The organism is Pseudomonas marginalis (assembly GCF_024169655.1).
GTDB lineage: Bacteria > Pseudomonadota > Gammaproteobacteria > Pseudomonadales > Pseudomonadaceae > Aquipseudomonas > Aquipseudomonas paraveronii.
Map to the genome: position 1 here is coordinate 4,701,187 of NZ_JALJWV010000001.1, position 25,854 is coordinate 4,727,040.

At 61.7% G+C, this 25,854-nt stretch carries 27 protein-coding genes; 4 read left to right on the plus strand and 23 right to left on the minus strand.

Annotated features, from left to right (window positions below; all coding sequences use genetic code 11):
- The first annotated feature begins 24 nt into the window (after positions 1-24).
- Positions 25-831, plus strand: coding sequence for a c-type cytochrome (locus J2Y83_RS21540; RefSeq protein ID WP_253398103.1), 807 nt, complete (start codon positions 25-27; stop codon positions 829-831).
- 1 nt (position 832) lies between these two features.
- Here the strand turns inward: J2Y83_RS21540 and J2Y83_RS21545 are convergent, their stop codons facing one another.
- The 14 genes from J2Y83_RS21545 to J2Y83_RS21610 form a co-directional block, all read right to left on the minus strand.
- A complete protein-coding gene (locus J2Y83_RS21545; RefSeq protein ID WP_253398105.1) occupies positions 833-1,636 on the minus strand; it encodes a transglutaminase family protein in 804 nt (267 codons plus the stop codon).
- Entirely contained in the window at positions 1,633-2,583 is a 951-nt protein-coding gene (locus tag J2Y83_RS21550) for an alpha-E domain-containing protein (protein WP_026140215.1), read from the minus strand. Before J2Y83_RS21550 ends, J2Y83_RS21545 begins: the two co-directional genes overlap by 4 nt.
- Before the next feature lie 4 nt (positions 2,584-2,587).
- Positions 2,588-3,997: a circularly permuted type 2 ATP-grasp protein gene (locus tag J2Y83_RS21555; protein ID WP_253398107.1), complete on the minus strand. Its 1,410-nt coding sequence runs from the start codon at positions 3,995-3,997 to the stop codon at positions 2,588-2,590.
- 448 nt (positions 3,998-4,445) lie between these two features.
- Entirely contained in the window at positions 4,446-4,787 is a 342-nt protein-coding gene (locus tag J2Y83_RS21560) for a ribonuclease E inhibitor RraB (RefSeq protein ID WP_003193463.1), read from the minus strand.
- A 212-nt stretch (positions 4,788-4,999) separates the two neighbouring features.
- Positions 5,000-5,236 carry a hypothetical protein gene (locus J2Y83_RS21565; protein ID WP_253398109.1) on the minus strand — a complete coding sequence of 79 codons (237 nt, stop codon included), beginning with the start codon at positions 5,234-5,236 and terminating at the stop codon, positions 5,000-5,002.
- 103 nt (positions 5,237-5,339) lie between these two features.
- A complete protein-coding gene (locus J2Y83_RS21570) occupies positions 5,340-5,945 on the minus strand; it encodes an START domain-containing protein (protein WP_253398111.1) in 606 nt (201 codons plus the stop codon).
- Positions 5,946-5,985: 40 nt separating this feature from the next.
- Positions 5,986-6,240, minus strand: a complete 255-nt coding sequence (locus J2Y83_RS21575) for a YkgJ family cysteine cluster protein (RefSeq protein WP_247402639.1) — start codon at positions 6,238-6,240, stop codon at positions 5,986-5,988.
- Between the two features lie 162 nt (positions 6,241-6,402).
- A complete protein-coding gene (locus J2Y83_RS21580; RefSeq protein ID WP_253398113.1) occupies positions 6,403-6,894 on the minus strand; it encodes a translation initiation factor 2 in 492 nt (163 codons plus the stop codon).
- A gap of 104 nt (positions 6,895-6,998) precedes the next feature.
- Positions 6,999-8,438 (minus strand): PLP-dependent aminotransferase family protein, encoded by a 1,440-nt coding sequence (locus J2Y83_RS21585; RefSeq protein WP_005790467.1) that lies wholly within the window; start codon positions 8,436-8,438, stop codon positions 6,999-7,001.
- A gap of 204 nt (positions 8,439-8,642) precedes the next feature.
- Positions 8,643-9,458, minus strand: coding sequence for an OmpA family protein (locus tag J2Y83_RS21590; protein WP_253398115.1), 816 nt, complete (start codon positions 9,456-9,458; stop codon positions 8,643-8,645).
- A complete protein-coding gene (locus J2Y83_RS21595; protein WP_253398117.1) occupies positions 9,455-9,817 on the minus strand; it encodes a DUF4398 domain-containing protein in 363 nt (120 codons plus the stop codon). The genes J2Y83_RS21590 and J2Y83_RS21595 overlap by 4 nt, the downstream gene beginning before the upstream one ends.
- A gap of 9 nt (positions 9,818-9,826) precedes the next feature.
- A complete protein-coding gene (locus J2Y83_RS21600; protein WP_253398119.1) occupies positions 9,827-10,645 on the minus strand; it encodes a substrate-binding periplasmic protein in 819 nt (272 codons plus the stop codon).
- Between the two features lie 68 nt (positions 10,646-10,713).
- Entirely contained in the window at positions 10,714-11,643 is a 930-nt protein-coding gene (locus J2Y83_RS21605; RefSeq protein ID WP_253398121.1) for an electron transfer flavoprotein subunit alpha/FixB family protein, read from the minus strand.
- A 2-nt stretch (positions 11,644-11,645) separates the two neighbouring features.
- Entirely contained in the window at positions 11,646-12,395 is a 750-nt protein-coding gene (locus J2Y83_RS21610; protein WP_253398123.1) for an electron transfer flavoprotein subunit beta/FixA family protein, read from the minus strand.
- Between the two features lie 531 nt (positions 12,396-12,926).
- Between J2Y83_RS21610 and J2Y83_RS21615 the strand changes: the two genes are divergently transcribed.
- Positions 12,927-14,591 carry an electron transfer flavoprotein-ubiquinone oxidoreductase gene (locus tag J2Y83_RS21615; RefSeq protein WP_253398125.1) on the plus strand — a complete coding sequence of 555 codons (1,665 nt, stop codon included), beginning with the start codon at positions 12,927-12,929 and terminating at the stop codon, positions 14,589-14,591.
- Positions 14,592-14,767: 176 nt separating this feature from the next.
- Here the strand turns inward: J2Y83_RS21615 and J2Y83_RS21620 are convergent, their stop codons facing one another.
- Entirely contained in the window at positions 14,768-15,661 is an 894-nt protein-coding gene (locus tag J2Y83_RS21620) for an AraC family transcriptional regulator (protein WP_247406485.1), read from the minus strand.
- A gap of 181 nt (positions 15,662-15,842) precedes the next feature.
- Here J2Y83_RS21620 and J2Y83_RS21625 point away from each other — a divergent pair, with 181 nt between their 5' ends.
- Complete coding sequence (locus J2Y83_RS21625) at positions 15,843-16,895, plus strand: NAD(P)-dependent alcohol dehydrogenase (RefSeq protein ID WP_253398127.1); 1,053 nt, start codon at positions 15,843-15,845, stop codon at positions 16,893-16,895.
- On the opposite strand, the gene J2Y83_RS21630 is transcribed toward J2Y83_RS21625, so the two are convergent.
- The 6 genes from J2Y83_RS21630 to J2Y83_RS21655 all read right to left on the minus strand — a co-directional run bounded on the left by J2Y83_RS21630 (position 16,896) and on the right by J2Y83_RS21655 (position 22,848).
- Positions 16,896-17,699 carry an IclR family transcriptional regulator gene (locus J2Y83_RS21630; protein ID WP_253398130.1) on the minus strand — a complete coding sequence of 268 codons (804 nt, stop codon included), beginning with the start codon at positions 17,697-17,699 and terminating at the stop codon, positions 16,896-16,898. It abuts the gene before it with no gap.
- A gap of 188 nt (positions 17,700-17,887) precedes the next feature.
- Positions 17,888-18,853 carry an L-arabinose ABC transporter permease AraH gene (araH, locus tag J2Y83_RS21635; RefSeq protein ID WP_247408657.1) on the minus strand — a complete coding sequence of 322 codons (966 nt, stop codon included), beginning with the start codon at positions 18,851-18,853 and terminating at the stop codon, positions 17,888-17,890.
- 19 nt (positions 18,854-18,872) lie between these two features.
- A complete protein-coding gene (gene araG / locus J2Y83_RS21640; RefSeq protein WP_253400429.1) occupies positions 18,873-20,372 on the minus strand; it encodes an L-arabinose ABC transporter ATP-binding protein AraG in 1,500 nt (499 codons plus the stop codon).
- Complete coding sequence (locus tag J2Y83_RS21645) at positions 20,369-21,355, minus strand: substrate-binding domain-containing protein (RefSeq protein ID WP_253398132.1); 987 nt, start codon at positions 21,353-21,355, stop codon at positions 20,369-20,371. Before J2Y83_RS21645 ends, araG begins: the two co-directional genes overlap by 4 nt.
- 38 nt (positions 21,356-21,393) lie before the next feature.
- Positions 21,394-22,215, minus strand: a complete 822-nt coding sequence (locus J2Y83_RS21650) for an SDR family oxidoreductase (RefSeq protein ID WP_253398134.1) — start codon at positions 22,213-22,215, stop codon at positions 21,394-21,396.
- Between the two features lie 153 nt (positions 22,216-22,368).
- Entirely contained in the window at positions 22,369-22,848 is a 480-nt protein-coding gene (locus J2Y83_RS21655; protein WP_253398135.1) for a GNAT family N-acetyltransferase, read from the minus strand.
- A gap of 199 nt (positions 22,849-23,047) precedes the next feature.
- Here J2Y83_RS21655 and J2Y83_RS21660 point away from each other — a divergent pair, with 199 nt between their 5' ends.
- Positions 23,048-23,392, plus strand: coding sequence for a hypothetical protein (locus tag J2Y83_RS21660; protein ID WP_253398137.1), 345 nt, complete (start codon positions 23,048-23,050; stop codon positions 23,390-23,392).
- A 17-nt stretch (positions 23,393-23,409) separates the two neighbouring features.
- Here the strand turns inward: J2Y83_RS21660 and J2Y83_RS21665 are convergent, their stop codons facing one another.
- Together J2Y83_RS21665 and J2Y83_RS21670 are read right to left on the minus strand one after the other, a co-directional pair.
- A complete protein-coding gene (locus J2Y83_RS21665; protein WP_253398139.1) occupies positions 23,410-24,327 on the minus strand; it encodes a PfkB family carbohydrate kinase in 918 nt (305 codons plus the stop codon).
- The gene (locus J2Y83_RS21670; protein WP_253398141.1) at positions 24,320-25,786 is read right to left on the minus strand and encodes a purine-cytosine permease family protein; all 1,467 of its coding nucleotides are present in this window, start codon (positions 25,784-25,786) and stop codon (positions 24,320-24,322) included. Before J2Y83_RS21670 ends, J2Y83_RS21665 begins: the two co-directional genes overlap by 8 nt.
- Positions 25,787-25,854: the final 68 nt, after the last annotated feature.

A 25,854-nucleotide genomic window follows, 5' to 3' on the forward strand; every position in this document is an offset into this window, starting at 1 on the left:
TCCCTCTCGCACCGGGCCTCCCTCTTGAAATCGATCCTCGCCCTCCTCGCCGTGTTCCTCGCCCTGCCCGCTGCCGCCGCGCAGTTGACCATTGAGTTGGACCACGCCAGCAAGACCTGGCAGACCGCCGACCTGCTCAAGCACCCCGATGCACAGACGGTGCATATCGTTAATGACGTTTCCTACAAGCGCAACATGACGTATCGCGCAGTCCCGCTGGCGGCACTCTTACCGGGTCTGCAGGCGAAAAACCATCTGCAGGCCGTTGCTCTCGATGGGTTCGCCGCCGAACTGAGCGCCGCGCCTTTGCTGGAAACCCACGGCGCCCGCGCCTGGCTGGCGGTGGAAGACCCCACCCAGCCGTGGCCCGCGCTGGCCGAGGGCAAACCGAGTGCCGGGCCGTTCTACCTGGTGTGGACGAACCCTCAGGCCGGGCACATCAGCCCCGAGCAATGGCCGTTCCAGATCGCCGGGATCAAGCAGTTGCAGACGGTCGCCGAGCGCTTTCCGGCGTTGTTGCCCGACCCGAAGCTGAGTGCGGATGATCCGGTCAACCGAGGCTTTGCGCTGTTCCAGAAAAACTGCATGGCCTGTCACCGCCTCAATGGAGCTGGTGATGCACAGGTGGGGCCGGACCTGAACATTCCCTACAACCCCACCGAATATTTCAGCGGCGATTTCCTCAAGCGCTATATCCGCGACCCGCAAAGCCTGCGCCGCTGGCCCCAGGCGAAAATGCCGGCTTTCGCCGCCGGTGTGTTGCCCGACAGCGAGCTAACGTTGTTGGTGGGGTATTTGAAGCATATGGCCGGACGTAAGCAGCAGCCCTGAGTTATTGCTGCTGCACCAAAACCAGCGGCGTCGGCGCCACAAACACCTTGGCATGCATCTGCTCATGCCCGCCGCCGCGACGCATGCCGCGCACCGGGCAAGCGTCCAGATAATCCAGGCCCACGGCCAGTTTCAGGTGCCGCTCCGGCCGCGCCAGTTGGTTGGTCACGTCAAAGCTGTACCAGGCGTCGTCCAGCCAGGCTTCGGCCCAGGCGTGACTGGCCAGGTGCGTGCTGTCCTCGGTGTACAAATACCCCGACACATACCGCGCCGGAATCCCCAGGCTGCGCGCACAGGCCAGAAACGCGTGGGTGTGGTCCTGGCAGACACCCGCACGCCCCGCGAAGGCCTCGGCGGCGCTGGTGTCGACCTCGGTGGCGCCGGGTGTGTAGACCATCGAGTGGTTGAGCGCATGCATCAGATCGATCAGGGCGCTGCGGTCGCGGCGCTGATGGCAATGCTGCTCGGCAAAGCGACGCAAGGCTTCGTCAGGCTCGGTCAGGCGCGTGCTGCGCAAGAACGGGAAGGCTGACTGGCTCTCGTGCTCAGCCTCGCGCAACTCGTCGATATCCACCTGGCCACGGGCGCCAATGATGATGGCGTCGTGGGGCTCGTCCAAGGTCAATACATGCAGGATATTGCCGAACGGGTCGACCTGGGCGCGCACCGGACGCGGCAGGTCCAGTTGCCAACTGATTACGTGCTGGCGCTCGCTATCGTGGGGCGTAAGACGCAGGTACTGGATGCTTGCGCGCACCTGATCGTCGTAGTGGTAGGTGGTTTCGTGGCTGATGGAGAGTCTCATGCCGCCTCCAGGTAGGAACTGTAGATGGCGTCGCCCAACTGGCGGACCAAGGGAATAAAGTCGGTCAGCCAGGCGTGCAGGCCTTCCTCGAGGATTTCGTCGATCGCGGTAAAGCGCAGGCGTGCGTCCATTTCGGCGGCCAGGCGCTGGGCCGGGCGGCCGTTGAGGCCGGGCAGGCTGGCGAGGATCTGGTCGATCTCTTCGCTGCAGGCCCGCAACGAGCGCGGTACATCGGCACGCAACAGCAACAGCTCCGCCACTTGCCGGGCGCCGGGGGCGTCGCGGTAGATTTCAGTGTAGGCCTCGAACGACGACAACGCGCGCAACAAGGCACTCCACTGGTAGTACGCGTGGGCCGTGCCATCGCTGACCGCTTCGGCCTGGTCGCCGGCCATTTCATAGCGCGCATCCAGCAGGCGCAGGGTGTTGTCGGCGCGCTCGATGAACGTGCCCAGGCGGATAAAGCGGAAGGCATCGTTGCGCATGATGGTGCCGTAGGTCGCCCCACGAAACAGGTGCGAACGCTCCTTGACCCACTCACAGAACCGGCTCATGCCGTAGCGGCTCAAGCCCTGCTGGGCGATATCGCGGATATCCAGCCAGGTGGCGTTGATGTTTTCCCACATGTCGGCGGTGATTCGCCCACGCACGGCATGGGCACTCGCCCGCGCAGCGCCGAGGCAACTGTAGATGCTCGCCGGGTTGGCCGCGTCCAGCGCGAAAAAGTGCAGCAGGCGCTCGGCGTGCAGCTCACCGTGTCGCGCGTGATAGTCGTCCAGCGTGCCGGTGATCAGCAACGGCATGGCCAGTTCATGCAGGCCGTCGCCGCGCCCGTCCTGGGGCATCAGCGACAGCGAATAGCTGACGTCGAGCATGCGCGCGAGGTTTTCCGCACGTTCCAGGTAGCGCGACATCCAGTACAAATCCGAGGCAGTTCTACTCAACATGGCATCAGTCCTCAACCACCCAAGTGTCTTTGGTGCCGCCGCCCTGGGACGAGTTGACCACCAGCGAGCCTTCGCGCAAGGCCACGCGGGTCAGGCCGCCGGGCACCACACGGGTTTCCTTGCCGGACAACACGAACGGGCGCAGGTCGATATGGCGCGGGGCGATACCGTTTTCGACAAAGGTCGGGCAGGTGGATAAACACAGGGTCGGCTGTGCGATATAGGCGTGGGGCTTGGCCTTGATACGGGCGCGGAAGGCTTCGATTTCCGCCGCGCTGGAGGCCGGACCGACGAGCATGCCGTAGCCGCCGGAGCCTTGGGTTTCCTTGACCACCAGGTGCGGCAGGTTAGCCAGTACGTGGGACAGTTCGTCGGGCTTACGGCATTGGAAGGTCGGAACGTTCTTCAGAATCGGTTCTTCATCCAGGTAAAAACGGATCATCTCGGTGACAAAGGGATACACCGACTTGTCATCCGCCACCCCGGTGCCGATCGCGTTGGCCAACACCACGTTGCCCGAACGATAGGCGGCAAGCAGGCCGGGGACGCCGAGCATGGAGTCCGGGTTGAAGGCCAGCGGGTCGAGAAATGCATCGTCGAGGCGCCGATAGATCACATCCACGGCCTTGGGACCGTCGGTGGTGCGCATGAATACGCGGTCATCGCGCACGAACAGGTCGGCGCCCTCCACCAGTTCCACGCCCATTTCCCGGGCGAGGAAGGCATGCTCAAAGAACGCACTGTTGAAACGCCCGGGAGTCAGCACCACCACACTCGGGTTATCCAGGGGGCTCGAGCTTTTCAGGGTGTCGAGCAGCAAATTGGGGTAGTGGTCGATCGGCGCGATACGCTGGGCCGCGAACAGCTCGGGGAACAGGCGCATCATCATCTTGCGGTCTTCGAGCATGTAGCTGACGCCGCTCGGGGTCCGCAGGTTGTCCTCCAGCACGTAGTAGGTGCCGTCGCCATCGCGAACGAGATCGACGCCGGAGACGTGGGAATACAGATCGCGGTGCAGATTCAAGCCCTGCATGGCCAACTGATATTGCTCGTTGGCCAGCACCTGTTCGGCGGGGATGATCCCAGCCTTGATGATGCGTTGTTCATGGTAGAGGTCGGCGAGAAACATGTTCAGCGCCTTGACCCGCTGAATGCAGCCACGTTCGACAATCCGCCATTCACTCGCCGGAATGCTGCGCGGGATGGTGTCGAAGGGAATCAAGCGCTCGGTGCCCTGTTCATCCCCGTAAAGGGTGAAGGTGATCCCGGCGCGGTGAAACAGCAAATCGGCTTCGCGCCGGCGCTGGGCCAGCAATTCAGCAGGGGTTTCAGCCAACCAGCGGGCGAACTCGCGGTAATGGGGGCGAACCTGCCCTGCCCCATCGTACATTTCGTCGTAATAAGTGCGGATCATGCCGTACTCCTTGTCACCCGGACGCGAGAATCATCGCAAGGCCCGTGCCAGCGGCATAAACACTTAAAAATCAGTGAGTTAAATAATAACGGACAGCTAAGCGCACCATCCTGGTGCGCAGAATGCCCAGCGTCCGGCCGCACGCTTCATCACAATGCGGGCTTTGACTATCAACAGCATAGCCAGAGTTGATTTCACTGCCCGGCCACCGTTGCGGATAATCGCCACCATCTGCTGAACAGGACCCGTCCTACAGCCCAATCCATCGCGCAATCGGTACCGTGTGCCCTCGTGTACCGACCGACTCCTCCGGTCTTCCCTTTCGGCCACCCTGCTCGGGTGGCTTTTTTTTGCCTGAAAATACAGCGCAAGTTTCGCCCGCTTTCAGACGCCACAAACAAAATCGGCCGACCCAAAGGTCAGCCGATACGCTGTGTTTCTCATACTGCTACATGGGTAACCCACGCACCTCCTGCTTGACGCCCCATCCTTCGATGATCCCGCCCAGCGGCTCGACCACCGCTTCAAAGTCTTGCTCGAAGTCTCCTATGCCGTCGTAGGTTGCAAACATGATCTTGCTCAGTTCCAAGTACCAGGCGCCATCGTCGCGCGCGCTGACCTGGGCATTCAGGGATTCGCCACGAAATCGACCCGCAGCCCTGCGCGCCCGTTCCTCGTCCGGGAAAATGGCGTAGAACTCGATGGGGTGGAACCGTGAAAAATCGAAGCCGCCCTCTTTCATGCGGCGCAGAACGTTGGTGCTGATGTCTTCTTGATAGGCTGTGCTCATGAAACGTCCTCCTCAAACCGATGGATAGACTTTCCGTGCTTCCCTAGCCGGCGCCGTACTGGCGCGGGGGCTACGACAATGACATCACCGCTGGAAAACAAGCATGTAGCTGACAAGACCAGACCTTAGCGATTCATTCGCTGATCTCACTTGCAGAGTAGCGCGAAGCTATCACCTCCACCAGAGGCGCTTGAATGGCAGACAGGGAATGTTCAGGCGGCGGGAGAGATGTCGAGGATCTGGATACTGTTCTGGTCTTTGAGAATCTTGACCGTCGGCTCGGGTTTGCGGCCGTCCAGATCATTGAGGTCCAGTTCGGCGGCCACCGGCACCAGCTTGTTGCGAATCATGTGTGCCGCATCCTCGAGGCTCGGCTTGCGCTCGCAGGCGAATCGCTCCACGGACTGCACGCCGTGATCATCAACGAAGGTAATCTGCCAATTTTGCATCGGTGCCTCCTCGATAAAGCCCGCGTGTGGGCTTACCTCTATCTGGACCTTGAGGGCTCGCTAAACGTTCCACTCAAGGTCGCAGGCACCGGATCAACCGCGCTTACTTCTCAGCGCGTTCCTTCAGGGCTTTCAAGGTGTTGAACGGGGCGTCCACCACAAACTTGTTGGCCAACCACGAGGGCACGCTGCCGCCTGGCTCGGTGTGTACCTGGTAGGTCACTTCGGTTTCATTGGCACCTTTAGGCACCAGTTTCCAGTAGCCTTCGACCTGGGCAACGCGCACGTAGCCCTTCACTTCCGGCTGATAGGTCGGCACTTCCAGCAGGGTGCGGGTCACGCTGCCATCGGCGGCCTTGGCCGTGGTGATTTCCAGGATCGAATCGCGGTCGGTCACCGGGAACGGTGCCTTGAATTGGGTGTAGGTCCAGCTCTTGACGCCCTCCTGCTTGAGCAGTTTTTGCGACTTGCAGTCATGAATCCAGGCGCAGGCACCGACCGCATCTTCCTGCAAGGCCTCGATCTTGGCCACGGGTGCCTTGATCACTGTCACACCGCGATACGCCTTGTACTTGGAACCGGCGACTTCGCTCAGCGACACCTTGATCCCGTCTTCATCCTTGGCGACTTGCCAATCCTCAGCCTGAGCAGTGGCAGCAAACAACACCGTAAAACCGCACAACACAGCCATTCGTTTCAGCGAACCCATTGTTGTATTCCTTATTGTTGAAGTTCCGATAGTAAAGCCATCAAGCCGCCGTCATCTGCTCCCACCAGCCGATCAACCTGATCGCATCGGCCTGGTCGGTGCCGCAGACCTCGATATCCGCCTTGAAATCACTGCACACCGCCGGCCGTTCCGGTTGCCCGAACAACTGGCATAAGTGTTCGACCGACAGGTGCAGACAGCGTTCGCCCGCGGGTTTGCCCTGGGGCATTCCCGGCAGCGGTGAACTGATGGAGGGGGCGATGCAGCAAGCGCCACAGCCTTCACGGCATTTCATGACCAGCAGGTCCTCGACGGCTCAATAGGGATGGCCGGGCTAGAGTACGCCCTTAAACAGCCGTTTTAAAATGGTCTAACAGGGGTTTTTCGCAGAAAACAAAAGTGACTGACCAGTCTGCGACAGATGGTCGAGTGTCGACGTCACCTGCGTAGGAAAAGTTTATTGCTTGAATTCGAAATCCAGCGCCGCGCCTTCCACGTCTCGCCGTTCTTCGTTGCGCAGTTGCAGCCTCATCTCATTGCTGAGCAGGCGGCCGTTGATCTGGAATGCACTGTTGTCAGACGGCTTCTCGCCAAACATTGGCGGCAACAACGGTACGTTTTTGGGCGCGGGCATGCTGCCGATGGGCTGCAAGTGCCTGACCATGTCGGAGGGCAGGGACAAATCCAACTGTGCCGGTGGCAATTGGGTCTGGGCCACTTCGTGGGCGGACTTGGACTTGCTCGCAATCGGCGCGCGTTTTTTTACCGGCGTGTTTTTTTTGTTCGTGGCCGAGACTTTTTTGGCCGGGGTCGGTTTTTTTGCGGGCGTTTTCTGCTCGGTGCTCGCGGCCGGGGCGGGGTTGACCACAGGCGTTGCCGCCAGCGTGGCGCCGACATTACTCAGGCTGAACAGGCTAATCACTAAAACAGCGCGAAAAATAGAAGTCATATTGCCAACAGCATTAACGGCAGAGGGCCATATGCTCGCTTGTTGAGGGCAGCATGACAAGCGCGGTGATCAGCCAGCTATCAGAGTTGTCTGATTGGCGAACCTCAAAAACCGGCGGCGGTTTCCTGGCATAACTGACTGGCGAGCATCCCCAAGGTCATCAGCGCCCGCTCTGCCTCGCGGTTCCACGGCGTGCCGCAGTTAAGACGAATACAGTGGTTGAACTGTTCCGTATTACTGAAGATCAACCCCGGTGCGATGCTGATGCCCTGTTGCAATGCACGCACATGCAGTTCCTGGGTATTGACCCGCCCCGGCAAACTGACCCACAGGATAAAACCGCCGGTCGGACGGGTCATCTGGGTGCCTTCGGGGAAATACTGCTGAACCGCCAGTTGGAAAGCACTGAGGTTCTTGCGATATTCCTGGCGGATGTAACGCAGGTGCCGATCGTAACCGCCGTTCTCCAGGTACGCGGCGACGCCCATCTGGGTGACGCTGCACGCCGAATGGGTGCTGAACATCTGCAAGCGCTGGATTTCCTGCTGATACTTACCGGCGATCATCCAGCCAATGCGCACGCCGGGTGACAAGGTTTTGGAAAAGCTCGAGCAATAAATCACGCGATCAAGGCGATCGTAGGCTTTCAGGGCTTTGGTGCGACCCAGCTCGAACATCAGTTCGCCGTAGATATCGTCTTCGACGATCTGGATATCGAAATCCGACGCCAGGCGCAGCAATTGTTTCTGCCGTTCCTCGGGCATGGTGCCGCCCAACGGGTTGCTCAGGCGCGTGGTCAACACCAGGGCCTTGATCGACCACTGATTGGCGGCCAATTGCAGGGCTTCAAGGCTCATACCGGTGGCGGGGTCACTGGGGATCTCTATGACCTTGAGGCCCAGCAGGTCCGCCAACTGCAGCAAGCCGTAATAGGTGGGTGACTCGGCGGCGATCAGGTCGCCCGGCCGCGTCAGCACCCGCAGCGACATCTGTAACGCATCGACACAGCCGTGGGTGATCACCACTTCGGAAGGGTCCACCACCACACCGGCATCGCGCATGCGGATCGCCACTTGGCGGCGCAACGGCTCGAAGCCGGGGCTGAACATGTAGCTGAATGCCCGTGGGCTCTGGAAGCGCGTGACCTTGGCCAACTGCTGGTGCAGTGCGCGTACCGGCAAGTAATCCACACTCGGCACGGCCGCGCCCAGCGGGAAGACGCCTTCGCGCCGCGACTCCACCAACACTTGCTGAATGATGCTGCTGCGGGTCACCAACCCCGGGCGCTCGACCCGGGCGATATCCGGCGTCGGTGCTGTCAGCGCCGGTGTCTGGTGTACGTAATACCCGGACTGCGGCCGCGCACGAATCAAGCCCTGATCTTCCAGATTGGCGTAGGCCTGTAACACCGTGGCATGGCTGACGTTGAGCTGGGAGCTCATCTTGCGCACCGAGGGCACGCGTTCGCCCGGTTGATAGACACCGCGCCGGATATCCTCAGCCAGTTGCTGGGCGATACGTTGATAAAGCAACAGATTGGTCATGACGCAGCACTCGATTTCACGGGTATTTTATTTTTGTGTGAAACATACCGGCACAGTTTAGAAGTGTACGGGGACAGTTGCCACAATAGTCGAGCGCGGGCGGCAGTGATAGAAAAAACTGTAAGGGTGGCCTGAGGAGTTTCGGGTACACCCGAAAAAAATGTGGGAGCAAGCCTCCTCCCACATTTTGCTTGCGCCAGGCGCCTAGCGGGCGGCCCCGAGCTGGCCTTTTGCGTCAGAGAACACGATCTCTACCCGCCGGTTCTGCGCGCGGCCGCGCTCGGAGGCGTTGACCTCCACCGGGTACTGGTCGCCATAGCCTTCGACCTGGATGCGTTTTTCGTCGATCCCCAGGTCCACCAGCACATCGGCCACCGATTGCGCGCGGTCGCGGGACAGTTGGAGGTTTTCCTGCTCGCCGCCGGTGCTGTCGGTGTAACCCTCGATACGCACGATGCGTTTGGGGTTCAGTTGCAGAAACTGGACGATTTTCAGCACGGTGCGGTTGGCCGAGTTTTTCAATTCGGCTTCGCCGGTGTCGAACAACACGTCGCCCAGGGTCATCACCAAGCCGCGATCGGTCTGGGTGGTGGCCAGGCTGGCGATCTGTTCTTCGAGCCATTTGCCTTGCTGCTGCACGCTGATCAGCTTGCTTTCACGCAGGGCCAGTTGCAGTCGCTGGCGCTCGAGTTCGAGTTTGGCGCCGTGTTCCTGGTTGAGTGCCTGCTCGGTGTGTTCGCGGGCGATCGCGCTGTAGCGCTGGCTGAGGTAAGCGTAATGCACCACGTCGGCGCCGCTGCCCCAGTAGCTGGACAAGCGATCGGCACGGGCCAGGGACTCTCCGGCGCGGATCACGTCCTTGGGCGCGAAGCGCAGCACATTGGCGTCTTCCTTGACCTTCTGGAAGTCGCTGCCCGCCTGTTGCAGGGCCTGCTCGCCATTCGGGTGGCTGGCGCAACCGCCCAGGGCCGCGCTGCCCAGCAGCACGATACAACTCAAACCACGGATCATCGGGCTCATTGGGCTTCTCCCAACTGCAATTGCTTACGCAGGCGGGTGATACGGGTATTGAGCACGTTCAGTTGTTCCTGGCTCTTGCGGGTCAACACTTGGGCTTCGGCGAGACGTGCATCCAGTTCGGCCTGTTCGGCCTGCATGCGCGCGTCCTTGTAGGACCGGTCGGCCATGTCGGCCTGGGCCTGGGTGAGTTTGCCTTCGGCCAGTTTCAGCTCAGGCGATTCATCGGGGTTGGCACCCACGGCATTGGCTTGTTCCAAGGCTTGCTGGGTGAGGCGTATTTGTTCATTCGGCGCAGGATCGGCTGCACATCCCGCCAGAGCAACGACGGCGAGTGCCGCTAAAAGAGGTCGAAAAGTCACTGAAAATCCCTACTTTGTTGGGGTGCCGACGGGTTGTTGCAATTGCGCTTTCCAGCGCTCCAGATTGCGCTGCAGCGCAGCTTGCGCCACACCAGACCCGGACAATTCTGTCATCTTTTTCGCCAGCTGTCCGCGCAGCCATGGATCATTGCACGCGGAGTTGTGGGAAATCGCCAGGTACAGGCCAGGCTGATCGACGGGTACGTCGTGGGCAATCAGGTCATTGCTCATGCCGAGGGTCTCGGCCATGGCCATGCCGGAGTAACGCCCGGCGAGTACGTAGTCCACTTCCCCGAGCAGCAGTTTCTGGAACGCCGGAGTCAAGGCAGGCAGGCGTTGCAGGGTCAATTGCTGGGCGGCGAAGGTTTCAAAGTCGTGGCTCAACCGCGCCCGTTCGGACACCGCGCCCTTGTGGCCGTGCAGGTCGGTGGCCGTGGTATAGGCCAGCGCCGAATCCTTGCGGGTCCAGACCAGATAATCGGTCTGCACCAGCGCCGGATGGATGTAGTCGAGAGTTTCCAGCTCGCCGAGATTCAACGGCGCATCGGCGAGCAGATCCATGCGCCCGCTGCGCACTTCATCCAAGGCCTGGGAGCGCGTGCCGCCGTAGAGCAGGTCGATTTTCAGCCCAAGGTCCTGGGCCACTTGCTGCAGCATGTCGGCGGTGGCGCCGATCAGGTGCGTGGGGTCCTGGGGGTCGCGCCAGAGCAAAGGCGGCGCATCCGGGCTGCCGGTCACCACCAGGCGCTCGCATTTGCCAGCGGCCAGCGACAAGGTCGGCAGCAACAATGTGAAACCCAGCAGTACGGCCCAGGGGCGCAATTCCATGGCGAGGTGCTCCGATAAATAAAAAGCCCGGTCACAAGACCGGGCTCTTTATAAGTGAAGCGACTGGATTAGACCAGCTTCTCCAACTCAGGTACGGCTTCGAACAAGTCCGCCACCAGGCCGTAATCAGCCACCTGGAAGATCGGTGCTTCTTCGTCCTTGTTGATCGCCACGATCACCTTGGAGTCTTTCATGCCGGCCAAATGCTGGATCGCGCCGGAGATACCGACCGCGATGTACAGCTGTGGCGCAACGATCTTGCCGGTCTGGCCGACCTGCATGTCGTTGGGCACGAAACCGGCGTCGACGGCCGCGCGGGAAGCGCCGACCGCAGCGCCCAGCTTGTCGGCCAGGGCGTACAGGTGCTTGAAGTTGTCACCGTTCTGCATGCCACGCCCGCCCGAAACGACGATCTTGGCAGCGGTCAGCTCAGGACGATCCGACTTGGCCAGCTCTTCGCCAACAAAGCTGGAAAGACCAGCGTCGTGGGCAGCGGAGACGGCTTCAACGGCAGCCGAACCACCTTCGGCGGCAACCGGGTCGAAACCGGTGGCACGCACGGTGATGACCTTGACCGCAGCGCTCGATTGCACGGTGGCAATGGCGTTACCGGCGTAGATCGGGCGCTTGAAGGTGTCAGCGCTTTCGACCGAGATGATCTCGGAGATCTGGTCAACGTCCAGTTGCGCGGCAACGCGCGGCAGGATGTTTTTGCCGTTGGAGGTAGCGGCGGCCAGGATGTGGCTGTAGCCAGCACCCAGCTCTGCTACCAGCGGCGCGACGTTTTCCGGCAGTTGGTGAGCGTAAGCGGCGTTGTCGGCCAGCAGTACTTTGCTCACGCCGGCGATTTTCGCAGCGGCTTCAGCCACGGCGCCAGCGCCCTGACCGGCAACCAGCACGTGGATGTCGCCACCGATTTTCGCAGCGGCAGCCACGGTGTTCAGGGTGGCCGGAGCCAGTACCTTGTTGTCGTGTTCTGCGATTACCAAGATAGTCATGATTAGATTACCTTCGCTTCGTTTTTCAGTTTCTCGACCAGTTCAGCCACCGACTTGACCTTGATGCCCGCGCTGCGTGCAGCCGGCGCTTCGACTTTGACGGTCTTGTTGGTAGAGGCGGTGGAAACGCCCAAAGCGTCCGGAGTCAGCACTTCGAGAGGCTTCTTCTTGGCTTTCATGATGTTTGGCAGAGACGCGTAGCGCGGCTCGTTCAAACGCAGGTCGGTGGTGATGATGGCCGGCAGTTTCAGCGAAACTGTTTGCGCGCCGCCGTCGATTTCGCGGGTCACGGCAACGCTGTCGCCGCTCACTTCGACTTTCGAGGCGAAGGTGCCCTGGCCGTAACCGGTCAGCGCAGCCAGCATCTGGCCAGTCTGGTTGTTGTCGCTGTCGATGGCCTGTTTGCCGAGGATCACCAGCGATGGCTGTTCCTTGTCGACAACGGCTTTGAGCAACTTGGCAACGGCCAGGGAGGTCAGCTCTTCAGCCGACTCAACCAGGATGGCGCGATCAGCGCCCAGTGCCAGGGCGGTACGCAACTGCTCTTGAGCAGTGGTCGGGCCGATGGAAACCACGACGATTTCAGTCACCACGCCTTTCTCTTTCAGGCGTACAGCTTCTTCCACGGCGATTTCGCAGAAAGGGTTCATCGACATCTTGACGTTAGCGAGGTCGACGCCGGAATTGTCCGCCTTGACGCGAACTTTCACGTTGTAATCGACAACGCGTTTGACAGCTACAAGAACCTTCATGGATTCCTCGTTACTCTCCGGTGAAAAGAAAGTCGCCTAGGCGAACCTGGCGGTTGATGCTCATCGGCACACAAGGGCACCTTCAAAACCTTCGGCTAGTGACGCAACGATGGAGAGTGATGACCGTTCGTCAGTGGTGACTGGGAGGTCATTCATGATCGCGACGTGTAAACTGCGCGCCAGCATTGGGCACGCGTCACCCTTTTATCGCCTTCGCCTGTCTTTAAAGGTGCTCTTGAAACCTACAGTCAGCCTACGGCGAGCGCAAAACCGACCGTATCTTGACCGGAACGCCTATTCTGGTCAATACGGCAAAATGGCCAGTCATAAGCCCCGTTGCTTTGATTTACCTAGCTTCCAAGCAATTCAAACAAACGTTTGTATTGGACGCTGAGAGTGGTGTAGATATAATGCGCCACCTAGAGAGAAAGGTGGTCATCCGCCTGCCCAGTGAACGCAGCGATGACGCTTACGACACCCAACCTCCACCCATTAGAAAAAAAGCCTGTGAGCCTGAGTAGGAGATAGCCTGTGGAACGCGAATACATGGAATTCGACGTGGTCATCGTCGGCGCTGGCCCGGCGGGCCTGTCTGCCGCCTGCCGACTGAAGCAGAAGGCCGCCGAAGCCGGTAAGGAAATCAGCGTCTGCGTGGTCGAGAAAGGCTCCGAGGTCGGCGCACATATCCTTTCCGGTGCCGTGTTCGAACCACGCGCCCTGAACGAACTGTTCCCGGACTGGAAAGAACTCGGCGCTCCGCTCAACACCCCGGTGGTGCGCGATGACATCTATGTGCTGCGCAGCGCCGACACCTCGACCAAGGTGCCTGACTTCTTTGTGCCCAAGACCATGCACAACGAAGGCAACTACATTATCTCCCTGGGCAACCTGTGCCGCTGGCTGGCTCAGCAGGCCGAGAACCTCGGCGTGGAAGTCTACCCAGGCTTCGCCGCGCAGGAAGCGCTGTTCGACGAAAACGGCGTGGTGCGCGGGATCATCACCGGCGACCTCGGCGTCGACCGCGAAGGCAAGCCGAAGGAAGGCGTCTACACCCCCGGCATGGAACTGCGCGGCAAGTACACGCTGTTCGCCGAAGGCTGCCGTGGCCATATCGGCAAGCAACTGATCCAGCGCTTCAAGCTGGACAGCGACGCCGACGCCCAGCACTACGGCATCGGCCTGAAGGAAATCTGGGAAATCGACCCGGCCAAGCATCAACCCGGCCTGGTGGTCCACACCGCCGGTTGGCCGCTGGACATCATGAGCAACGAGAACACCGGTGGCTCGTTCCTCTATCACCTGGAAAACAACCAAGTGGTGGTCGGCCTGATCGTCGACCTGTCCTACAGCAACACTTTCCTGTCGCCGTTCGATGAGTTCCAGCGCCTCAAGCATCACCCGGTGCTGGCGCAGTACCTGGAAGGCGGCAAGCGCATCAGCTACGGCGCCCGCGCGCTGGCCAAGGGCGGCATCAACTCGTTGCCGAAGATGGTGTTCAAGGGCGGCGCATTGATCGGCTGTGACCTGGGCACCATGAACGTGGCCAAGATCAAGGGCAGCCACACCGCGATGAAGTCCGGCATGCTCGCCGCCGACGCCGTGGCCGAGCGCCTGTTGGCCGACGCCGAAGGCGGCGACGAGCTGACCAACTACGTCGACGCGTTCAAAGCCAGCTGGCTCTACGAAGAACTGTTCGCCACGCGTAACTTCGGCCCGGCGATGCACAAGTTCGGCCCGATCATCGGTGCCGGCTTCAACTGGTTCGACCAGAACATCCTCGGCGGCAAGATGCCGTTGACCCTGCACGACACCAAGCCGGACTATGCCTGCCTCAAGCTGGCCAAGGACTGCCAGAAGATCGACTACCCCAAACCCGACGGCAAGCTGAGCTTCGACAAACTGAGCTCGGTGTTCATCTCCGGCACCAACCACGAAGAAGAACAGCCGTGCCACTTGAAACTCAAAGACCCGAGCATCCCGATCGGCACCAACCTGCCGCTCTACGATGAACCGGCGCAGCGCTACTGCCCGGCCGGTGTATATGAAGTGGTGACCCAGGAAGACGGCGAGAAGCGCTTCCAGATCAACGCCCAGAACTGCGTACACTGCAAGACCTGTGACATCAAGGACCCTTCGCAGAACATCACCTGGGTGACGCCGGAAGGCGCGGGCGGGCCGACTTACCCGAATATGTAAGTCAGCCGCTTAAAGAAAGGCTCCCGGATGGGGGCCTTTTTTGTGGCTGGCATCAACTCAATGTGGGAGGGGGCTTGCCCCCGATAGCGGTGGAACAGTCAGCACATCGATGGCTGACCCACCGTCATCGGGGGCAAGCCCCCTCCCACATTTGGATTGTGTTTTGCCTGAAATACCTATGCGGCGCGCTCTTCGCCGGGATTGCGCTCAAAGTAGCGCTTATATTCGCGACTGAACTGCGACGTACTCTGATACCCCACGCTATGCGCCGCCTGCGCCACGCCCATGCCTTCCACCAGCAACAACTGCTGCGCCTTGAGCAACCGCAAACGCTTCAGATACTGCACCGGCGACAACAAGGTGCAGCGCTTGAAGTGTTCATGAAAGGTCGACGCACTCATGTGCGCATAACCTGCCAACGTCTCGATATTCAGCGGGTCGGCGTAATGGGCGTGCAGGTGATTCAACGAGGTGGCGATTCGTGAAAACTGCCCCTGCTGTTCCACCAACGCACGCAACACATCCGCCTGGGGCCCACGCAACGCGGTGAACAACAATTCACGCACCCGCGCCGGGCCCATGATCCGGCTTTCCAGCGGATCGTGCAGGCATTGCAACAGCCGCTCGACGCAACCGCGCATGGCGTCATCCAGCACCACCGAACTCATCGACTCCAAGGTCTGCGCGGTCGGCGGCGGCCCGGCCTGCATGCCCATGGCCATCACCAATTCGCCCAGCACCACCCGATCAATCCCCACCGTTACCCCCAACAGCGGTGCGCCGGGCGCCCGGGCGAACGTCTCGCATTCGAATGGCACCGGCATCGCCTGGATCAGGTAGTGCCCCGCGCCATACTCCAGGGTACGCGGGCCCAGGTACGCGACTTTGCTGCCTTGGGCGACGAACATCAGGCTCGGCTCATAGATCTGCGGCCCGCGCGCGACGTCGCAACTGGCGCGCAACACTTGCACACCCGGCAGGTGGGTCGGGGAGAAACCGTCGCGGGGCGTCAGCCTCTCGATCAAGGAAACCAGGGTGGCGTTGGCGTCGAGATGGCGGGTCAACAACATGGCAAAAAACTTCGCTAATAAGGGATGCGAGCATCATCGCAGGTCGAGCGCCCCGTGCATCCAAACCAGAGGCACTCCCGGACGAATAGGCATGAGACTCGGAGCAATCGCCATGGTCGCCTGCGGGGTCGGCGCGGAAAATGGCCCACCTCACTTGTCACTGCTTTTGCGAGGTTTGCCCATGTACACTGCTATCGGTTATGCCGCCCAGTCGGCCACCACTCCCCTCGCCCCCATGTCGTTTCAACGCCGCAGCCCGCGCGCCGATGACGTGGCGATCGAAATTCTGTACTGCGGCGTGTGCCATTCCGACATCCACCAGGCCCGCAACGAATGGGGCATCGCCGTGTACCCGCTGATGCCGGGCCATGAGATTGTCGGCAAAGTCAGCGCCGTCGGCGCCAACGTCACCGCGCATAAAGTCGGCGACCTGGTCGGCGTCGGCTGCATGGTCGACTCGTGCCGCCACTGCGCCGCCTGCCAATCGAACCTTGAGCAATACTGCCTCGAAGGCCCGACCATGACCTATGCCACTCCGGACCGTGTCGATGGCAGCAACACCATGGGCGGCTACTCCGACAGCATCGTGGTCAGCGAGCATTTTGTGCTGAAGATCCCGGCCAAGCTCGACCTGGCCAGCGCCGCACCGATCCTCTGCGCAGGCGTCACCACCTACTCGCCGCTCAAGCACCACGGTGTGAAGGCCGGCGATAAAGTCGGGATTCTCGGCATGGGCGGCCTGGGCCATATGGGCATCAAGTTCGCCAAGGCCATGGGCGCCGAAGTCACGCTGTTCACCCGTTCTGCGAGCAAGGCCGAGGAAGGCCGGCGCCAGGGCGCGGACCATGTGATCGTGTCCACCGACGCCGCGCAAATGAAAGCCGCCGCCGGGCACTTCGACTTCCTGCTGGACACCATCCCGGTGCAGCACGACCTGAACCCCTACCTCGATGTGCTGCGCTTTGACGGCGTGCATATCTTGGTCGGCCTGATCGAGCCGGTGGACCCGCCCGTCAACGCCGCCAAGTTGGTGCTGGGGCGTAAAATGCTCGCCGGTTCGCTGATCGGCGGCATCGCAGAAACCCAGGAAGTCCTGGATTTCTGCGCCGAGCATGGCATCAGTTGCGACATCGAAATGCTCGACATCCGCCAGATCAACGAGGCGTTCTCGCGCATGATCGCCGGCGATGTGAAGTACCGCTTTGTCATCGACATGGCGACCTTGAAGGCCTGATCAGGCCTTCGCGCCCAACTGCGCAGATAGCCGCGCCGCGACCTGTTTGATCACGGGAATCAGCTCGGCCATTTTCTCCAGCGGCATGTAGGGCACGGTACTGGCGATGCTGATGCCGGCGACGATTCGCCGGCTGGCATCGCGCACCGGTGCCGCCACGCAGCGGATCGACGGTTCGTTGTCTTCCAGGTCGAACGCATACCCGCCCAGCACATACTCATGCATGCGCTGCTCGAATTGCGCCCAGGATTGCTCCGGGTGTTGCGGCCACTGCAGGTTTTTCCCTGCCGTCGGCTGGCTGACTTCGTACAGGCGCTGCCACTCATCGACGCTGTCATCCAACAGCAACGCCTTGCCGATGCCGGTCCGCGCCAGCGGCATGCGATGGCCGACCCGCGAGCGCATTTCCGGACCGTTGCGACCGGGATTTTTGTGCAGGTAGAGCACGTCGTCGTCTTCACGAATCGCCAGGTGGATGGTGTCGCCAGTCAGCGCCGACAACTCGTCCAGATACGGCACCGCCAGGGTCACCAACGGCAACTCTTCGCGCGCCTGAAACCCCAGCTCGATCAGCTTCGGCCCCAACAGGTAGCCGACTTGCGGCACCACGCGCAGGTAGCGCTCCTCCACCAGGCAACTGGCCAGGCGGTGCGTGGTGCTGCGGGTGGTGCCGATGCGCCGGGCGATCTCTTTCAGATCCCGCGCACCGGCCGCCACCGCCTGCACCACGCCCAAGCCACGCAGCAAGGTCTGGGTGCCGGTGGGGGCGGCGTCTTTGACGGGGGTGTGGGCGGTTTCCTGCATATCGGGCCTATGTGGTGGTACGAAAACGAGCGGCATTATGGCAAATACCGAACCTCAGTACAGTGGCGATCCCAATGTGGGAGGGGGCTTGCCCCCGATGGCGGTCTATCAGTAACAGATGTGCAGACTGGCACGCCGCCATCGGGGGCAAGCCCCCTCCCACACTTAGATCTTCACATGGCATGAATTCAGCGTTGCTTCATGCGGTCGATGATGACCGCCAGCAACAGGATCGAGCCGCGGATCACGTACTGATAGAACGTGTCGATATTCTTCAGGTTCATCGCATTCTCGATGATCGCCAGAATCAGCACCCCGGCGATCACATGACGGATCATGCCGATGCCGCCACTCAACGACACCCCGCCCAACACGCAGGCGGAAATCACCGTCAGCTCAAAGCCCTGGCCGATCATCGGCTGGCCGGAGGTCATGCGTGACGCGAGGATCACCCCGGCCAATGCGCCGATCAACCCGTGTACGGCAAAGATGATGATCTTGGTGCGGTCGACATTCACCCCGGCGAGCAATGCCGCTTCCTGGTTGCCGCCGATGGCCATGGTGTTGCGCCCGTAGGTGGTGTAATTGAGCAGCCAGCCGAAGAACACAAAGCACAGCACGGTAATGATGATCGGCACCGGCACGCCCAGCAGTTGGCCGTTGCCGAGCACGAAGAAGCGCTCGTCCATCACGCCGACCGCCTTGCCGTTGGAGAAGATGTAGGCCAGGCCGCGCACGATCTGCATGGTCGCCAAGGTGGCGATCAACGCATTGATGCGCAGCTTGGCGATGACGATGCCGTTGATCAGCCCCACCACCAGGCCCATGGCCAAGGCTGCCGACACGCCGAGCAGCACACTGTCGGTGTCACGAATCACGATCCCGGCCACCACGCCGGCGCAGGCGATCACCGAGCCCACCGACAAGTCGAAGTGCCCCGACGCCAGGCAGAACAGCATGGTGCAGGCGGCAATGCCCACCGTGGAAATCGCCAGGCCCAGCCCGCGCATGTTCAGCGGCGAGAGAAAGTTATCGATAAACAGTGCGCTGAGCACAAAGATGCCCAACGCGGCGAGCAGCATCACCCAGTCATCGAGAAACTTGCGCTGGTTGAAACCCGGCCAGAAGCCTTTTGCAGTTTTTACCTGAGACATACCTGTGCCCTCGAATTCTTCAAGCCCGCATCCGCGGGAGCGCCAGTTGCAGCAGCCGTGCTTCATCCGCTTGTTCGCGGCTCAATTCACCGGTCAGGGCGCCTTCGCACAGCACCAGAATACGGTCAGAAATCCCCATCACCTCCATCAGGTCGCTGGACACCACAATCACCGCAATACCGCTGGCCGCGAGGTCATGGATGATCTGGTAGATCTCCGACTTGGCGCCGATGTCGATGCCCCGCGTCGGCTCGTCCAGCAGCAGCACCTTCATCGGCATCGACAGCCAGCGGCCGAGAATGGCCTTCTGCTGATTGCCGCCGGACAGGTACATGATCTTTTGCTCGGCGTTTGGGGTCTTGACCTTCATCGCGCTGATTTGCCGGCCGGCGTTGCCCTGCTCCCAGCCCTCGCGCAGCAGCCAGCCGAACCGGGAATGGGCGCCGCGCGCGCTGATGTTGATGTTCTCGGCCACGCTGGACAGCGGGATGATGCCCTCCTTCTTGCGGTCCTCCGGGCACAGCAGCACGCCGGCGGCGATGGCGTCGCGGGGTGAACGCAGGTTCAGACTTTCGCCGCACAGTTCCAACTGCCCCGCCGTGGCGCGCTGCAAGCCGCTGAGCAGGCGAAACAGCTCGGTACGCCCGGCGCCGACCAAGCCGAACAGGCCGAGGATCTCGCCCTTGCGCACGTCAAAACTGATCGGCTCGCGCAGGCCGGGGCCGAGCAAACCGTCGACCTTGAGCGCCACCTCGCCGTGCTCGCGCGGCCGATAGTCGTAAATGTCCTGGATGTCGCGACCGACCATGCAGGTGACCAACTGGTCGTGGCTCAGCGCGCTCATGTCGTCGAAGGTGCGCACGTAGCGGCCGTCCTTGAACACCGTCACCGCGTCGCAGATGCGGAACACTTCTTCCATGCGGTGGGACACGTACAGCACCACTTTGCCCTCGTCGCGCAGGCGCGTGATGATCGCCATCAGCCGGTCGATCTCGCGGGCCGACAGGCTGCTGGTCGGTTCATCGAAAGCAATCACATGCGCGCCACGCGACAGCGCCTTGGCGATTTCCACCAGTTGGCGCTGGCCCAGGGACAGGCGGCCGAGCTTCTCCTGCGGGTCGATTTCATCGGCCAGACCCTTGAGGCAGGCCAGCGCCTGCTCGCGCAGCCGCCGGCGGTTGACCACGCCGAAGCGCGCCGGCAAATGCCCGAGGAACAGGTTCTCGGCGACGCTCATTTCCGGCACCAGATGCAACTCCTGGTGGATCACCGCGACGCCGCTGGCGATGCTGTCGGCCGCGCATTTGAAGGCCATGGTCTGCGCGCCGATCTGCACGTTGCCGCTGCTCGGGATGTAGGCGCCGCCGAGGATTTTCAGCAGCGTCGACTTGCCCGCGCCGTTCTCGCCCATCAGCGCGTGGACCTGCCCCGGGTGGGCAGTGAAACTGATGCTGTCGAGCGCCTTGACCCCGGGGAAGGTTTTGCCGATGCCGTCAAAGCGCAGTGCCGCTGCGGTCATTTCCACAGCCCGATCTTGGTCAGTTCTTCCTGGAAGTTGGCGCGGGTAATCAGCGTCACTTCGTCCATCGCCGTGTACTTCGGCGGTTCCTTATCGGTGGTGACCCACTCGTACATCATCAGCGCAGTGTTGTAGCCCTCGATGTGCGGGCTGGGCAGCATCGAACCGAAGAAGCCGCTGTTGGCCTTCTTCAACTCACCGATGGCGTCGGTGCCGTTGATACCGATGCCGATCACGTTGGCGGCTTTGAAGCCGGCGCTTTCGGTAGCGCGCACGCCGCCGAGCACGGTGTTGTCGTTCATGCCGCCGATGATCAGGTTCTTCGCGCCGCTGGGCAGCTTGACCAGGGCCGAGTTAGTGGCGTCCATGCTGCCGGGCACGTCGAGGGTCTTGAGCGCGGCGGTGAGGATGTGGTCCTTGGGAATGCCCGCTTCTTCGAGGGATTTGATCGAGCCGTCGGTGCGCTTTTTACCGGTGTCGAGTTCGTTGAAAGTGGTGATCACCGCGTAGGTGTCCTTCCAGTCCCAACCGCGTTTTTTCGCCTCGGCGGCCATCGCCGCGCCTTGCTTCTGGCCGACTTCAAAAGCGGCCATGCCCAGGTACGGCACGTCCTCCATGAAGTTGCCCTTGGCGTCGACGAAACGATCATCCACGGCGATCACTTTCAAGCCGTTGGCTTTGGCCTTGGCGACAATCGCCGGGCCGAGGGACACGTCCGGCGGGCAGATCACAAAACCCTTGGCGCCGTTGGCGGCCAGGCTGTCGATGGCCGAGAGGGTTTTCTCGCCGTCGGGCACGGCGATCTTGATCACGCTGAAACCATGTTCCTTGCCGGCTTTTTCGGCGAAGGCCCATTCGGTCTGGAACCAGGGTTCTTCGGCTTGTTTGACCAAAAAGCCGATTTTTACCTCTTCGGCAACGGCCAGACTGCTGAGGCCGCTTAACGCAATGGCGGCGGTGAGTACGCGTAGGGCTTTTTTCATGAACGACACCTCTTGTTGTTATTGGAGAGTGACAAGTTCTAGTCGTGGTACATCACCGACCGCCCGCCATCGATCATCAGGCAGGTGGCGTTGATAAAGGGCGCCTCATCGGTGGCCAGAAACAGCGCGGTCATCGCCACCTCCACAGGTTGGCCGATGCGCTTGGGCGGGTGCAGGTCGAACGCGCGCTGGCGCTCGGCGTGGGGGTCGGGGAAACCGTTCCAGTAGTCGACGTTGAGCTGGGTTTCGATATAGCCCGGCGCGATGGCGTTCACACGGATGCCCTTGGGCGCGTATTCGATGCCGAGGGCGCGGGTCAGGCCGAGCAGGCCATGTTTGGCGACGGGGTAGGGAAAACAGCCGGGAATGATGTGGCTGGAATGGGTCGAGGCGATGTTGATGATGTTGCCGATGCCCTGCTCGATCATGTGCGGCAACACTGTGCGGCAGCCGTACCAGGCACCGTCGAGGTCGATGGCGAAGCAGCGCCGCCAGTCCTCGTCGGTCATCTGCAACGGGTCGCGGAACACATTGACCCCGGCGCAGTTGACCAGCACATCGACGCGGCCGAAGCGCTCGATGGCCAGATTGACCAGCGCCTGCCATTGCGCCTGGGACGTGATGTCGACCGGCTGCGCGACGATCTCGGCGCCGCGTTCGCGCCAGTGGGCGGCGACTTGCTCGACCTTTTCGGCCTGGATATCCGCGATCACCAACCGCGCCTGCTGGGCCTGGAAGCAGGCAACGATTGCCTCGCCAATGCCTTGGGCGGCGCCGGTGATGATCACCACCTTGTGCTTCAGCCGCTCGCCATAGGTCGGTTCGGGCACAGCGGGGAGTGACAGAGGGTGTGCCTGCATCGCTTCACCTGTTTTATTTTTGGTAGTGAGTGCTGATGCAGCCGACTATAAACCCAGACCTTTAAATATCTCAATATATAAATTTACATCCCACATAGTGAGAATACATATAAAAAAACCGGCGTCGGACGCCGGTTCTCACGGGGCTCTTCATCAGCCCTGGGCGAAATCCCGCAGCGCATCGCCTTCCATGCGGTAGCGCACCCACTCTTCCTGGGGCTGGGCGCCGATGGATTTGTAGAAGGCAATCGCCGGCTCGTTCCAATCCAGCACGCTCCACTCGAAACGCCCGCAGCCGTTGTCGCAGGCGATCTTCGCCAGGTGGCGCAGCAACTTCTTGCCGGCGCCGCCGCCGCGTTGCTCGGGGTTGATGTAGAGGTCTTCGAGGTACAGGCAGTTGCTGCCCAGCCACGTGGAATAGCTGAAAAAGAACACCGCGAACCCGATCGGCAATCCGTCGCGCAGGCAAATCAGCCCATGGGCAGTCGCGCCCTCGCTGAACAGGCTGCGCTCGATGTCCACCACACTGGCGATCACTTCATGACGAGCCCTCTCAAACTCGGCAAGCTCGGTAATGAAAGTCAGGATCTGCGCAGCATCGCTGGGCACGGCGGGGCGAATCTCGATGGTCATGGGCGCGCCTTGGGTAAATTCAAAGGCCACATACTAAGACGGTTTGATGACAGATTGCAGTGCAATTTCGGGGTAGCCAGGGGTGGCCACACAAAATCTTACAGGTGTCCTGAGACCGCTCGTCGGCATCGAGGCACGAACAGCAAATGAGGGCTGACCAATAAAGGGTAAGGACATTAATCCTAATGGAGACACCCTCATGAAGCATTCCAAGTGTGCCGCCCTCGCCTTCACCGCGCTGTTGTCCGCAGCCTCGCTGAGCGCCTTCGCCGCGTCCTCGTCCACCGGCAAGACCGATCCGGTCGACACTCCGCCGAGCCCGGCGACCCAGGAATCCCAGGACTCGATGGGCACCGGCCTCGACACCAATGGTGGCGCGATCATCGACAACGGCGCCGACCCGCGCACCCAAGGCAACGACACCCAGCGCCAGGTGCCAGCGGCCGTCGGCAACGGCAAAATGGGCCCAGGTGTCAATCAGCCCAATATCAACAAGGGCGACGACTCGAATATCCCTGGCGCACCGAAACAGCCTGCGCCTTGATGCATCGAATAGGGGGGTTAGTCGGCCAATAGCGCATCGACTTCGGCGGTGCCGGGAGACGTCGCCGGCCCCCAGCGCGTCACCGCCAAAGCCGCCGCTGCATTGGCACGGCGGGCCGCGTCGAGAGCTTTCAAACCGTTGGCCAAACCGGCGATAAACACGCCCGCGTGCGCATCTCCCGCGCCATTGCTGTCGACCGCCTGCACCTTGAAGCCGGGCACATGCTCGAGCGCATTCGCCCGCCCGACCCAGCAACCCTTCGGTCCATCGCGCACCACCCGTAGCGTTTCGGCGGGCAGGTGCTGGTTGAGCGCCAGCAGCGCCTTGGCAATATCCGCCGCGCCAGTGAACGCCACGGCTTCCGGGCCGTTGCTGGTCCAGATGTCGATACGCGGCAGCAGCGCGCGCATCAACGCCGAATCCGGCGCCTTGACCAGCGGGCCAGGGTCGAAGACCACCGTAATCGCCCGTGGCAGCGCCAGTAGCCAGTCGATCAGCGGCTGGGCCTTGCCGTTGAGGAGCAGGCTGTAGCCACTCACGTACACGTAGTCATCGGCACGCGGCACGACGTTGGCCAAGTCCTCGGCGCTCAGCTCACCCTCGGCGCCCATATGGGAGATGAAGGTGCGCTCGGTGCTGGCTTCGGTCAGCGCCACGCACAGGCCGGTGTCCTTGCCGCCGCTGGCAGGCAGCGCCATTTCGATGCCCTCGGCGTGCATCGCTGCGCGGGCCAGGTCGCCGAAACGCCCAGTGCCATGGCGCCCCAGGTAGACCGCCGGCAGCCCGTTGCGCCGCGCCGCCGCCATCACATTAAAGCCGCCGCCGGCTTCGAAACTGGCCGATTGCGCCAACACATCGCCGCCGCTCGCCGGCAATTGATCGAGGGCCATGACCAGGTCGACGATGACCTGGCCGGTGTGCAACAACCTAGGCATTGGCACGCTCGACTAACGCCGGACGACGGTCAGCGGCGCCGCCCAATGCCGCATACATCCCGCCGGCTACCAGGAAAGTCACGATCCAGCCCAGGCCGTTGTGGCCCAGCCAGGAGTCGGACAACGGCCCGGCGAACCAGATGTTGTCGGCGGTGGTGCCGATGGTGGTGAAACTGAACCCGAGCCCGATCGCCACGGCCCAGGCACCCAACGCACGCCATTCCACGCCGCCGCGATACCAATAGGCGCTGCTTGGGCTGACGTCCAGCAGGTCCTTGGGACTGTAGTAATGACGGTGAATCAGGTCGACCACGAAGATCCCCACCCACGCGGTAATCGGCACCGCCAGTAGCGAGATGAAGGTGATGAACGGGCCGTAGAAACTGTCGGCGATCAGCATGAAGTAGATGGAGCCGGCGAAGATCGCCACGATATCGACGATCACCGCGTACACGCGCTTGACCTTCAAGCCGAGGGTCAGGGTGGTGAGACCGGCCGAATACACCGACAGGTTATTGGACAGCAACAGCCCGCCAAACGCCGTGATCAGGTACGGCACAGCCATCCAGGTGGGCAGCATGTCGCGGATCGCGACGATCGGGTCAGTCGCCGACGCCAGGTCGTTATTGCCCACCGACAGCAGGCCACCGAGGGTGATCAGCAGCACCAACGGAATGCCCGCGCCGAACGCGGCGGATGCCACCAGGCGCACGGCCGTGACGCTGCGGTGCTGGTAGCGCGACATGTCGGCGCCGGCGTTGGCCCAGCCGATACCCGTGCCGGCGGCCATGGTGCCGATGCCGATGAGCATCGCGCTCATGGGCGCCGGGGTGGCGTTGAACACTGCGCTCCAGTCGATAGTGGCGCAGAGGAAGCCGCCGACCAGAATATTCAAGGCGCCGAACACGTAGGTCGCCCACTTCTGAATCGCCAGCAAGGTGGCGTGGCCCAGGCCGGAAACGGCCAGGGTCAGCAGCACGAAAATGGCGATGAACAGCAGGGTCAGCAGCGGCGCACTTTTCGCCGCGACCGGGGTTTGGAACAGGATCGTACACAGCGACAGCAGCACGAAGGCGGCGGTGGTGGTGTTGACGGTTTCCCAACCCAGGCGCGACATCAACGACACCAGCGTCGGCCCGATATTGCCGCGCACGCCGAAAATGGCGCGGGACAGCGTCAGGCTCGGCGCGCGCCCACGACGCCCGGCGATCGAGATGACACCCACCACCGCGAAAGAGCCAGCGGCGCCAAGGATGGCGACGATGACCGCCTGCCAGATGGCCAGGCCGCGAAACGCAACCAGGGTGGCGCCCAGCGGCAGCCCCAGGATGCTGATGTTGGCCGCGAACCACACCCAGAACAGTTGCAGTGGATGGCCGTTGCACTCGCCTTCGGGGACCGGTTCGATGCCGCGTGTTTCCAAGCGCCCGGCGCTTTGGCCGGAAGTGGGCGTACTCATGTGCGGGTGCTCCTGGTGCCGGTATTGTTAGGGTTGTGGCAAATTCGCAAATCGCAATCTTGACGCGG